This is a genomic window from Planctomycetia bacterium (genome assembly GCA_021413845.1).
Taxonomy (GTDB): Bacteria; Planctomycetota; Planctomycetia; order Pirellulales; family PNKZ01; genus PNKZ01.
In genome coordinates, this window is record JAIOPP010000079.1 from 21943 (window position 1) to 33940 (window position 11998).

An 11998-nucleotide genomic window follows, 5' to 3' on the forward strand; every position below is an offset into this window, starting at 1 on the left:
TAAGAAGTGAAGCCGCGTGCTTATCTGAAGTCCGACCGCAAGTCGATCGACATCAGATACGAGTCGGGCGGGCGAGCGCCGCATTTTTCGTCCGACGGGACCTCATGCGGAAGCGCGGTGCTCTTGCGTACCAATTGACCATTTCTGACGTTGATGAGGATGACGGATGGCCGCTGACCGGAGCAGCGGAGCGCCTGGTAGTAGCCTTCCAGCGAAGTGAAACGCATCGTGTCGATCGCGATCAGGATGTCGCCTCGCTCGAAGCCCATGCGCGCCGCGGGCGTCCCGGCTTTGACCGAGTCGATGCGCAGTCCGCGATTCGGCACCCCATCGGGCGCCGGGACGGCGGCCTGCGGTCCTAATGTGACGATCGTTCCCTGAAACCCAAGCTTCGGCGTCTCGGCGGCTTGGATCGTGGTTGCGAATGTCAACAGAGAGCACGCCGTGATATAGGGAAGCAATCGCAACGGTTCAATGAGCGGCATGAAAGTTCTCCTGGAATTTATGGTTCAGAGTTCGAGACTTCGCGTCCGTCCGTCCTACGATTCCTTGTCGAGCGTCACGGTCCGGCGACATGGATTCCGAAACAGGGTCTTAGTGTTTAGACGACTTCCGCAGCAGCGCGGCCATCGCCGCGACAAACAGTAGCGCAAAGGCTGCGATGTACACATACCGATACTTGTCCGGCGATGCCGACGGTGGCGCCGCCGTGTCGTTGGCGATGTCGGGCTTCTCCGGCGCGGCAATCATTGGAACGGCATTTCCCGGCGCCGCCGACGTCGCCAGTTCGAACCCGCCGGCCTGATCCCACGCGCGCACATTTGCGAAGCGGATGCCGGTCGGCTCAGTTTGGTTACCGATCCATTCAAAATCGGCTCGATAGATTTCGCCCGTCCCTTTAACGTCTTCTCCGCCGGCGAAAGCGATCTTCGCCCGTCCCGGCTCGAGGAGATTGGCATCGATGAGCGTGCCGCTCGCAAGATGTCCCGCGTCGCCGCCGACCCAACGCAATCGCGCCGGATCGTAGAGCAACTCCCATTGAGCCGCTCCGACCGTCACTTCAGCTGTAACCACGATCGGAACGGTAACGGTCGATCCGGCAGTCGCTCCAGTGCCTCCAGTCGTCACATGGAACTGGGCTGCATGAAGCGGCGCAGCGGTCCACAGACACAGGATCACCGGGAAGATCGAACCAAGACGAGTCTGTCTGAGGTACATCAACGCACCCTGGTGAGAGTTACTTGCCGACGACTTTTTGTAAAATCAGGCGGGCATCGTTCGAGGTCACTTTGCCGTCGCCGTCGGCGTCTGAGGATTTCTTTTCAGGAAGGAGTTTGACCGACATCTTCAGTGCAGCCAGCGCATCACCGGCCGTCAGAGTTCGATCGCCGTCACTATCACCGGGAATACCGCCGGCTTCGTCGAGAATGAGAATGGCGCCGACAATGCTGTCGGCATCCAACGTCGCGCCGTCGAGGCGATTCGCTGTGGAAACGGTGACCGTCAGTTCGGTGCGATCGCCGGGCTTGCCGATGATCTTGAAAGGGACGTGAGCGAGAATTCCAGAATCGCTCAACGCTTTGTTGCCGGCGATGCCGATTCGAGCCTGACCCGCCTCGCCCGCATTCGCCTCGAACAGAACATTACCGAGGACGTTTCCACGAACGATCTTCCTGTCCACCAGTGCGACGGCTGAGGAGTAACTGACGGTGACATTGAGATTAGCGAGGCCGTCGGGATTGAGTAGATAAACGGGGACGGTGATCACTTCACCCGGTTTCCCCTCGCGTTGTCCAGCCTGGATCGTGAAGCGTGTGACATTCGCGGGTTCCGGACCGGCCGTCGATGTGCCTGGCGTCGATGTGCCCGGCGACGGTGTGGTGGGCGACGGCGTGCCTGGCGACGATGTGGTGGGCGACGATGTGGTGGGCGACGGGGTGCTTGTCGTGGCGCCGATTGGCTTGGCCGTAGTACCGGGAACCGCGGACCATCCTTCCCAACCGATTCCGCCTTCACCCACTGCCCAGCCTTCTCCGTGGGTGCCGTCCGGTTTGATTTCGACGACGTTCACCCCTTTCTTCTGCTTGCCGTCCTTCGCCGTGGTCGTGATCCAATCGATGTAGACCTTGTTGCCCTTTACTTTCGCCGTGCCCGTGATGTTGTCGTACCCCTTCTCGACGACCTTGTACTCGCCGGCCACTCCCGTCGGGGTGAAGGTGAGCGTCGCGTTCGCCTCGCCGTGGTACCACTTACCCGTCACATCGACCTGAGGGGCGGGGCCGGGCTGCGAACTGATCTTGTCGAACGGGATGAAGGTGAGTTTCAACACCTGGTTTGCCGCGAACTGTTCGCCTCGGCCGCTGATTTGGAATGCCTGCCAGCGGTGAGGGGCCACGAGCGCGACCCGCAGGTCCAGGGGGCTTTCACGGTTCGCACATAACCAATGCTGTTCGAAAGTGTACCGTTGTCCCGGAATGCCGGGATCCGGGGTGCGTTTCTGGTAGATCCCTTTGCCGATGACGAAGTTTCGGCCGTTGACTTCTTCAGGAAGTATCATGCCACCCTTGACGCCCTCGTAGTACGGCTCTCCTGCGTAGAACAGCATCAGCATTCCCGCTTTTGACAGGCTGAATTCCTGCTTCGCGGCTTGAACCGGGTTCTTCTCGTCGTATGGCCGCGTCGTGGAGTCCACCTTGAGATCGGCCAGATCTCCACCCTGCCCCAAAACGGGTTGGGCACCGAGCGGAGCGAGCATGCTGATGAACATCAGAATGCGCACGGTTCGTCGGTAAGATTGAAATATGGAACGGGGCATGGAGCACTCCAAAAATTCGCGATTGAAACACCGTGTTCGCCGTCTCGTGAACCAAGCAGATTAAGTGGTCGGAGGTCACACGACTCTCGGCGGTCCGAGTCTTTCGCAATTACCGGACCGTAAATTCGGCGTTATCAGGTTCCAGTGCCTTTATCGCCGCAATCAACGCCGATTTCGATATCTGCGCGACGATGCTTGTTCCACGTGCGAAGCCGATGACATGCGTCGTTGTGCGATTTCGCACGATCGGTAATGCGGATGAGCGCACCTTTTGCGAGTTCACCGGAGATGTTTAATTCAGATAACCGGCGCGGTGAGGCGTGCGTGAGAATCTCGCCGCCCTTCGACGAAGCATCGCTCGATCAACCGGCGGGCGGCCCGGATGGTTCCCTCGACGTGATCGAAGTCGAACAGTCCGCCGGAATAGAACGTACGTCGGTCGCCTTGTTTACGACCCCATTCTTGAAGCAGCCCGGCGGATAAGTCGTCCGCGCCCACGTGGCGAAAATAGGGTGCGACATCGTAGTAAGACTCGCCTGGAAGGATCCGACCCCCGAGGGCCGAGATGCAATCCTCCACCGCTCGGCGAAACTCCTGCTCCTCGCCGTCGCGCGGTTCACCCTCGGCGAGCCGTCCGGAGAATGCGACCGATTCACAGTCCGGATGCAGTCGGAGCATGATCATCGGCAGACCGCGATCAGGTATGGGAATGTGAATGACGATCGGCTGGGTCTTCGGTAGTCCTTCGACTTCGTAAGACACGACGGCATAGCGAATCGTTCGGACTCGATCTAACAATCGCAGTTCCTCCGCGTCGAAATCGATTCGATCTCGTAACTCTCGAGCGGTTAGCGGACATGTGAGCACGAGATAGTCGAACTCCGCGGTATCGACGGTCGTTTCTTCGGCATCGAGGATGCCGGCTGAATGAGAATACGTGATCCGGATTCCGTCGGAGCGGCGTTCGATACGTTCGATCCGGGCGTTCAAGCGAACGTCGAGGTCCCACGCGACGCGCTCCCAGAATCGTTGATATCCCTGGCGAAAGCAGCTGCAGACTAAGGCTCTCGGGAGAAACCGACTTCCCGGCGCCACAGTCAGCAATGTCGCCAGAAAAGCCCGAAGCGTCATGTAACGCAGACCGTATGCGGCGGGAAGCTCGTCGAGCGATCCGTAGCCGAACGCGGTGAGCGGTATCTCGAACAAGCGAGACAACCCGATGAGACCGTTATCGCTAAGCCAGCGAGCGAATGATTTCTTCAGATCGTTTCGTTCTACGACGTCCGCGCTCCAATCCGAATCTCGAAACAATCTTCGCAGACGAAATCGCTTTCGAACGTAACGGCCGCAAAGGCCGAGGAAGCGTAGGAAATCGATCCAAGACGTCGAGCCGACGAAATACTCGATGAGTTTGCGAAGCCGAATCGATTTGTTCGCAGGATCGAACGTCATTCCGTCCGCGCCGCCGAACGATTCCAATTCAGCTCCGACTTCGCGAGCAAGACGCTTGACCTCATGAAAATCGGGGCTCACGAACGTAGCCCCCAAATCGAACGCCAGTTGATGTTCGGTGACCGTCCGACATTGGCCGCCGACGCGGTTATGCCTTTCAAGAATCGTCACATTGCGAAAACCGTGCTGACGCAGGAAGTGAGCCGTCGACAGGCCGCTTGGTCCTGCGCCCACGATTGCGATTTTCGCGTCGCGGTCGATCGCTCCCTTAACTCCTGCTTCGGAATGGTCGGCCGAATGCGAACGGGCGGCATGAATCGGGGGCAAAGGGGAGGTTCCTCAGGTTTGTCGGCGATCGGCGGTTTGTACACGCGCCATCTCCGAAAGGCAGGCGAAACGTCTCGTCGGATTTGCGTTCCTCCATCTCGCTTCGAACCCCGCCGTCGCTTCCGGCGCGTGAATTGCAAAACAACCCGAGAGGTTGAGAGTTGAAGGCCGGTGTCGGTCGTAAAGCGTTTCCGTCGTATTTGCAAAGGTGATGCCATGACGTTGCTTGATCGGTTGAGAAAGCTCGGCGTTCTTCGTTGGGGTGGAACTAAGGCTGTTTATCGCAACTCACTGGAGCGGCCGCATGAGTTGCAGGACACCGGCGTACTCGACGCGAAACATGACTTGATCGATGATCGGAGCGGATTCAAGTCGCAGCGCGACCGATCGGATCCGGCAAATCATCGCGACGATCGGGCGAAGTGAGCGACGGTATTTTGCGGTGCGCCGCGACGAAACGGTGAGCCGCTTCGCACGTTTACATGTGCGGTCGCACACCTTTGCCGCGATGTCCTAAGCTGCTCGAAAACGGCTTGGGCCCGCCGTCCGTCGTGTTGAGACTATCTGATTCAGGCCAATCGACGACATGCTTCGCGGCCGAAGAGGTGACCTTTCCACGGCGGCACGCGACATGCATCCGGCAAGGTCGAAGCTGAACGAGATGAGGCGCAGGAAGCCGCCTGGGCGGCGCCGGGCGGCGTCGAAGTCGACAATCAACTTCGCGTCATGTTGTAAACCACCGAATGACCACCGACTGCGGTCACCACGGGGCGACCGTTTGGATCGGCGTCCGAACCACGATTCCGTCGCGGTAACGGAATCACTTTCGTAACACTTGTTACCTAAACTACGAGAACTTTCCATGTCGACCGCTTTGACCTCTCGCGTCTCACAAGCCCTGCGTCCGTTGTTCAATCGTGACCCCTTCGGCAGTTTGCAACAGGAGATGGACGACCTGCTGACCCGCTTCAAGCTGGATTTCAACGGTGACGGAAACCTTGCCGAGATCGTCCCTTCGCTCGACTTCTCGGAAACCGACGATGCCTATCAAATCCGGATGAACGTGCCCGGCGTCAAGGCCGACGAGGTCAACATCGAAGTGGTCGGCGATACGATCCGCATCAGCGGCGAACATAAGGAAGAGAAGCAAGAGAAGGGAACAACCTACCATCGGGTCGAACGCCGCAGTGGGTCGTTTGCCCGCTCGCTCATGCTTCCTGTGGCGATCAAACAAGACGAGGTCGCGGCGGAATGCAAGGACGGCAGTCGTCCTCGACGCCGAAACGCTCAGGGCGCGCGCCTGGTTCGCTCTCCTCGGAGGCGAGCCAGGCGTGCCGCTGCCCCGTCTCGTTCATGCATATCATGGAGAACTTCCGCTATGGCGCTTTCGCCGCCTGAAGGACAAGCCATCATCAAAGTCCTGATCGTCCGTCGCGATCGAAACGAGGCTTCGGAAGATTCACCGGCCGACGGCATCGCCGAGATCGCCGAAGAACGACTGCGAGCGATGGGATATCCTGAACTTCGTCGCGTCAACTGCTCGTGCTGCGAAGGAATTCTGATCCTGCGCGGACGCGTGACTTCCTACTTCTTTAAGCAATTGGCGCAGGAAGCTTTGCGAGCTCTACCCGGCAAGCGATCGATTCTCAATCACGTCGAAGTCGCACAAGGCGAAGTCGCAGAGTGTCCTACTTCGATGATCACCTAACGATCAGAAGTACTCACACGTCGCAGCTGGTTATGTTCCCGATTCATTCATAGATCACCTTATCGAATCCGGACGTGTTCGGTACAAGCCGTCACGCCGACATTTCTCGGAGAGCCGCTCGTGAAAGCTCAGCTCATCTTAGTGCCGATCGATTTCTCCCCGACCGGCTGCACCGCCTTGACCTGCCCCCCTTAAACGAGTCCGGTCGTCAGTCGTAGACTGACGACCGGACTCGTTTAAGGGGGGCAGGTCACGGGCCACGAGTGCTTCGAGTTCCTGGCGAACTTCCTTCGACGCCTTGCCGGCGTACTTCTTCACGGCGCCGAGAAAGTCGGCATCGGCAGCGAGCATTCGCTTTGTGGCGACCGACACGTTCCTACCCGGAATCGCCCGGCCCCGTTGGCGGACATCGTCGACGGTTGCGGAACCCGCGGACGCGATTGCCTTGACGCCGTCGCTCAGACCGTCGAAGACCTCGCGCAAGACATTGCGGCTCGAAGCCGGGATGCTCTTGTCGACGGTCTCCACGGCTCCTTCGAGGACTTCTTGGACCAACTTAGGCACGTCGCTCAACGAGAGTTTGCGATCGCGGAATGCGGCGATCGATAGCGCGCGGACGCGATCTCGCACCGCAGCGCCTTCGGCGGCCTCTTTCGCACCAGCCTTGGTGTGGCGAGCGCCGGTCTTTTTCGTAACCATGGTTTGGGTTTCCAAGGGGTAAATGAACTGACTCGTCGGTGACGTGAACTAAAATCTTCGTCGCACCGATGCCTTTGAGCACGAGAATCCGAGAGGGGGACCGATCGGCCGGCTTCGTTCGAAGTCCAACTAACCGGAGAAAATCCTTCGCAGCCAGTGTGCGATCCGATGGTTCGGATTCGACACCGCTTGAGAGCTCGAAGGCCTCGCATCACCGGCGGCCGTATGCCCGGTGATACTCTTGATTTTGATCCGATAATAGATGGGTTCGAGCGATGTGGTCGGGTCCTGTCCGGGACGCGTTGTCCAGACGTCGCTTCCAGGCTGCCACCACATCGGGAGAGTATTAAGCGCAGTCCACGCTTCCCGCCGTCCATCGTCGAATGTCGGCTGACGGGGTTCGGCGGCCGCGGTGACCGCGACGACATTTCGCGGATGCTCCGGAGCCCGAAGCCGCATCGTCTCCGTCTCGAGAGCCGCCGGCAACTCCTCGTAGACTCCGATCACGATGACGCTGACCCATTGGTCGTAGGCTACAACCTCGTCGAATTCGACACAGACCAGTGGATTGGCGCGCATCCAATCGACCTTACGGCCCCGTGTCGTGAAACCATAAAGACTTTCTGAAGCTTCATGGTAAGCAAGATGCGTGGGGACGATGTACGGCTGGTTTTCGTGCGCGCACGCCAATCTTGCCAGCTTCGCTCCGGCCAATACTTTGAGGCACGCCGTCCGGTCCATCTCACGAATCACCATCGTATATCCTCTTTTCTCGATACCTATCGACGACGTGGCGAACGGCTCGTTAGCGAAGCCCAGGGCTCGCTCCGCAAGCCACTCCGCTCGCAGGATCAATGATGGCATGCGAAACCGTGAGGTCGGTTTCATAGTCTGTCTAGATCCGCGACGTGAACTCGAAGACCTGATCAGCAACTCTTGGGCCGACCGATCCCGATTCCCCGTAAGCGAAAACGCCGCGACTTCTCATGGGATCGTGATTTCGAAGCTCTGGCGCGGAACGAAGTCGCGATCAATCGCGGTTCGATGGACGCGAAAGGTTGATGGCCGCGGACCGCCGCCGCGCGTCGCTGCAGGCGCCTCGTCGATGAGCGATCGAATCGGAACGCCGGAGCGACCCGCCGTCGGATTGATTCAAGATGTGCGGATTCGGTCATTCAAGCGGAGGTTGCGTGCGAATCGGCGCGCATACCGAACCCTTTGTCGGTCGTTATTCGCACCGCTGAATTGATTCGGGCGTGCTCAACCTGCTTATCGAACGGGATTTAGCTTCGATTCCATACCCATGGCCGAGCGAATGTCGTCGCGCCGATCAGACGCGGTATCGGCATTGCATAAGGAAGACGTCGGAAGTCGCATTCAAACAATCGAGGTGGTCTATGTTCAGCGATCGGACGCAAGTCAAGGATGCTCGTCAACCTGTCGGTCCTTGTGGAGTGGTCCGGGCGACCTTGGTCTTGGCGACGTGGGCGTCGCTCGTCGCATTCGTTTCGCCTACGGTGGCCGCCGACTTGAAGTGGAACGATGCGCCGGTGGTGGGCTACGCGCGTGTCGCGCCGCTCGATCGCTTGCAGCGAGACCTATCTTTCTTAGGTGAAAACGTCGACGGCGGGAAATCGATCGGCGGCGTGAAAGACGCGATCATGGAACTCTCCGCCGGTATCGATGCCGCCCGGCCTGCAGGGCTCGTCGTTTATGCCGATGATTCGTTGAACATCGTTGCTTTCGTACCGCTGAAGGATGAGGAGAAGCTGTTCGCCGCACTTCGCTCGCGGTTCGGCTGGGAGTTCCGCCGCGGCGACGACGGAATCTATCGCGGCGGCAATGTCAACGTTGCGGCGCGCGTCTCGGGCTCATGGCTGTTCGTAACGGGAGCGACGCATGCCGCGCGACTGTCGAAGGTTCCCGAGGATCCGATGCGGTTGTTCGAAGGCTTGGATCCGACCGTCACGGCTCAAGCAGGGATGATGCTCGACCAATTGCCCGCCGAATTAAGAAAGACTTTCGACTCCCTGATCTTGGAGTCGTGTGCGCCGGCCCAGAGCGGCGCTGCGGCGGGCTCGTCGAGCACCGAATGGATCGGCCCTCTCACTAAGCAGTTGCTCTCGGATACCCGACGCTGGGAGTTCGAACTGCAATGCCTCCGCCCGGTCGAGCAGTTTCATGTGACGTCGCGGCTGGTCCCCGTGAAAGCGAGCAAGCTCGAAAGTTGGATCGAAGCGGCCGCTCAACGCCCCTCGATGTTCGAACATCTGGCTTCCGAAAATGCCGCCGCGGCGATCATCTCTTCGCTGGCGCTCGACGCCGCGACGATCGAGCCGTTGCTCCGTGCTTGGGACGAGCAGGCTGCGAAGGCGCGAGCCGCCGCACCGTCGCCCGAATCGCCGCAAGCCGAGCTGCGCGCGCTCGGCGTCTTGGTCGCTCAGACCCTGGAGGCCGTGACCACGACTTTGCGAAAGGGAGAACTCGACGGCGGCGTCGTGCTCGAACGACAAGGCCAAGGACACCTCAACGTGCTGGCCGGAGGCACGCTCTACGGCTCGCGCGCCATTCAGGAGAAAGCGCTCGAAGTCGCCCAAATGCTTCAGCCGCAAGAAGGGTTTCGCGCCTTGAACTGGGCTGTGTCGCAAAACGGCGATGTCTCGCTCAACCAGCTTCAACTCCCGATGAAAGACGAGAACGCTCGCCGAATCTTCGGTGAGTCGCTGTATGTGGTGATCGGCTTCGGTCCCGACAGGCTCTATTCGTCGCTCGGAGACGAAGAAGCTATCGGGAAGCTCTCGCTCGCCGTCGATCGCTCGCGCGAAGACCGCCCGTCGCGCGGCGAGCCGCTTCGCGTGACGTTGCGGATGGCTCCGTTCACGGCCTTGCTGAACGACTTCTCCGACAAGAAGTCGGCTTCCGACGGGCAGATTCGTTCCATGGCCGAGCAAATCGCGCCGTACAAGAAAAACGATACGCTTGCCTTCACGGTTCGGGCCGGCGAGGGAGCGTTGGAGAGTCGGTTGCGAATCGATATGGGAGTCTTGCGGATGTTGGCTTCGTCGATTCCGAAACCCGGCGCGCCGCCGCGCCCCGAAACAGGCGTGCCCACCTCACCTCCGGCGGCCGGCGGTTCGAATCTTGCGTTGCGACCCGCGCCCGGCGATCGCTTTCAGATCCAGTTCGATACCGATTCCGAAGTGAAGACCAAGATCGACGCCGCCGAACGGGTCGATCAAGGCAAATACTCGACGCTCTACGACTTCCGCGTGCTCGAAGCCCGACCCGACGGCGCGGTGCGGCTCGAAGCCGTGCTCAAGCGGGCGATCATCAAGAAGACCGGGGCCGACGGCAATTCGTCGTTCGATTCCGCCGCGAAGGGCGCTCCTGAGAAAATGACCGCGGAAACGGTGCTGTATGCGGCCATGGTCGACGAGCCGTTCCAAATGACCGTAGCGGCCGACGGCTCGCTGGGCGAGTTCGGCGGCTTGGCCGAAGCGGTCCAGCGAATGGTCGATAACAAGTTACAGCCCCCCGCGAACGAGCGTGCGCAAGCGCAAGCCTTCGTCGAACAGTCGTTCAATGCCAACGCTCTGCGGGATAGCCTCGGTCGCGCCTTCGAGTTCTATCCCGGCAAGTCAGTCTCCGAGGGAGATCGTTGGAGCCGGACGACCGAAAACTTCTCGGGCATCGATTTCTTCTTAGACAATAAGTATCAGCTGAAATCGCTTGCGGCGAGCGAAGCGGTGATCTCGGTGCGGGCTCAAGTCCGCGAGAAGGAAGCCGATGCCGCCGCGCCGATCCGCTGGGAAGTCTTGGGAACTCAGACCGGCACGATCAAGCTTCGCCCCCAAGACGGCCGCTTGCTGTCGTCCGAGTATGTCCTGAAGTTCGACGCCGAAGCGACGCTGAAGATGGACGGCAAGACGGTCGTCCGTCCGGTGACGTCGACGATCAAAATGACGATCGGTCCGCCCGCCGCTCCCGCAGCGGGCCGTGCCGCAGTCGGAAACGCAGCGGAACGAGAACTGTGGCGGCACGCCGGCGGCCACTTCGCCGACCACGGTTCCGGGAATTGGGTCGAGCGGAGTCAGAACGGCAGCTTCGATCTGCAAGAAGTCGAGCGGAGCCCGCAGCACATCGAGCTTGTTTCCAAGAGCGGCACCGGAACACGCGTCCGCCTGTTCGCAGGGCAATCGGACATTCTCCGCCGGGGGCAAGGCCCGTGGACCCGGCAATACAACGGCGATTGGGCGGCCGCACCGGCGGCGGAGCAACGCGTCTTCTGGAGTCACCCGCAAGGATTCTTCGATCAGGTTGCCGAGGGGAAGTGGCTCGAAAGGAGCGCTAACGGGGCGTTTCACTTCGTCGAAGCGGCGCGGACCGATGACTACGTCGAACTGCGAAACATGCAAACCGGAACACTTGTCCGCCTGTTCGGCGGCCGTTGCGAACTGAAGGGCGAAAAGCAAAGCGAGTTCACGACCCGTTATCAGGGTGAATGGAAAGCCAGATAAGCCTGTACGACTCCTGCAAGTAGTTCAGTAGGGCCCGTACCCAACCGACCTTGTCGATTCTCCTATCGGCCGCCGTTCAAACTGCGTTAATGAAACGTGAACGAGTAACGACCTTCAAAATGTTTGCCACGCCGAGGATGTAGAACATGACCGCCATCGCTACCGAATTCATCAAACGCTTCGCCCAGATCGGCATCGAGGACATTGCGAGCGTCGGCGGGAAGAACGCCTCGCTCGGGGAAATGGTTCGCGAACTGGTACCGCGAGGAATCCGCGTACCCGACGGCTTCGCCGTCACGGCCGAAGCCTACCGTTACTTCCTCACGGCGAATCGGCTCAACGACGAAATTCGCCGCGAACTCGGCGCACTCGACGTCGGTGATGTCGCCGCTCTGCAACGGTGCGGCAGCCGTGTGCGACAACTGATTCTCGACGCGACTTTTCCCGACGACCTGCGGCAGGCGATCGTCGAAGCGTACG

General features: G+C 59.9%; 10 protein-coding genes. 4 read left to right on the top strand and 6 right to left on the bottom strand.

What is annotated here, in order from left to right:
- Positions 1–20 precede the first annotated feature (20 nt).
- The 4 genes from K8U03_14195 to K8U03_14210 form a co-directional block, all read right to left on the bottom strand.
- Complete coding sequence (locus K8U03_14195; protein ID MCE9606043.1) at positions 21–485, bottom strand: PDZ domain-containing protein; 465 nt, start codon at positions 483–485, stop codon at positions 21–23.
- A 109-nt stretch (positions 486–594) separates the two neighbouring features.
- A complete protein-coding gene (locus K8U03_14200; GenBank protein ID MCE9606044.1) occupies positions 595–1218 on the bottom strand; it encodes a cohesin domain-containing protein in 624 nt (207 codons plus the stop codon).
- Positions 1219–1237: 19 nt separating this feature from the next.
- The gene (locus tag K8U03_14205) at positions 1238–2779 is read right to left on the bottom strand and encodes a hypothetical protein (protein MCE9606045.1); all 1542 of its coding nucleotides are present in this window, start codon (positions 2777–2779) and stop codon (positions 1238–1240) included.
- A gap of 333 nt (positions 2780–3112) precedes the next feature.
- On the bottom strand, positions 3113–4594 hold the full coding sequence (locus K8U03_14210) for an FAD-dependent oxidoreductase (protein ID MCE9606046.1): 1482 nt from the start codon (positions 4592–4594) through the stop codon (positions 3113–3115).
- Between the two features lie 216 nt (positions 4595–4810).
- On the opposite strand from K8U03_14210, the gene K8U03_14215 reads away from it, so the two are divergent.
- Positions 4811–5020 carry a hypothetical protein gene (locus K8U03_14215; GenBank protein MCE9606047.1) on the top strand — a complete coding sequence of 70 codons (210 nt, stop codon included), beginning with the start codon at positions 4811–4813 and terminating at the stop codon, positions 5018–5020.
- A gap of 436 nt (positions 5021–5456) precedes the next feature.
- The gene (locus K8U03_14220) at positions 5457–6302 is read left to right on the top strand and encodes an Hsp20 family protein (protein ID MCE9606048.1); all 846 of its coding nucleotides are present in this window, start codon (positions 5457–5459) and stop codon (positions 6300–6302) included.
- A gap of 138 nt (positions 6303–6440) precedes the next feature.
- Here K8U03_14220 and K8U03_14225 read toward each other — a convergent pair whose 3' ends face one another.
- Positions 6441–7001: a hypothetical protein gene (locus K8U03_14225; GenBank protein ID MCE9606049.1), complete on the bottom strand. Its 561-nt coding sequence runs from the start codon at positions 6999–7001 to the stop codon at positions 6441–6443.
- A 129-nt stretch (positions 7002–7130) separates the two neighbouring features.
- Positions 7131–7865, bottom strand: a complete 735-nt coding sequence (locus K8U03_14230; protein ID MCE9606050.1) for a pyridoxamine 5'-phosphate oxidase family protein — start codon at positions 7863–7865, stop codon at positions 7131–7133.
- Positions 7866–8398: 533 nt separating this feature from the next.
- On the opposite strand from K8U03_14230, the gene K8U03_14235 reads away from it, so the two are divergent.
- The gene (locus K8U03_14235) at positions 8399–11518 is read left to right on the top strand and encodes a hypothetical protein (GenBank protein ID MCE9606051.1); all 3120 of its coding nucleotides are present in this window, start codon (positions 8399–8401) and stop codon (positions 11516–11518) included.
- 146 nt (positions 11519–11664) lie between these two features.
- Positions 11665–11998 (top strand): phosphoenolpyruvate synthase (locus K8U03_14240; protein ID MCE9606052.1); only part of this gene is annotated, 334 nt, incomplete at its 3' end.

Excerpts from the sequence above, each read along its gene's own strand:
- K8U03_14220 (MCE9606048.1), top strand. The coding sequence starts at position 5,457 with ATGTCGACCGCTTTGACCTCTCGCGTCTCACAAGCCCTGCGTCCGTTG.
- K8U03_14225 (MCE9606049.1), bottom strand. The coding sequence starts at position 7,001 with ATGGTTACGAAAAAGACCGGCGCTCGCCACACCAAGGCTGGTGCGAAA.
- K8U03_14200 (MCE9606044.1), bottom strand. The coding sequence starts at position 1,218 with ATGTACCTCAGACAGACTCGTCTTGGTTCGATCTTCCCGGTGATCCTG.
- K8U03_14215 (MCE9606047.1), top strand. The coding sequence starts at position 4,811 with ATGACGTTGCTTGATCGGTTGAGAAAGCTCGGCGTTCTTCGTTGGGGT.
- K8U03_14230 (MCE9606050.1), bottom strand. The coding sequence starts at position 7,865 with ATGCCATCATTGATCCTGCGAGCGGAGTGGCTTGCGGAGCGAGCCCTG.
- K8U03_14195 (MCE9606043.1), bottom strand. The coding sequence starts at position 485 with ATGCCGCTCATTGAACCGTTGCGATTGCTTCCCTATATCACGGCGTGC.
- K8U03_14235 (MCE9606051.1), top strand. The coding sequence starts at position 8,399 with ATGTTCAGCGATCGGACGCAAGTCAAGGATGCTCGTCAACCTGTCGGT.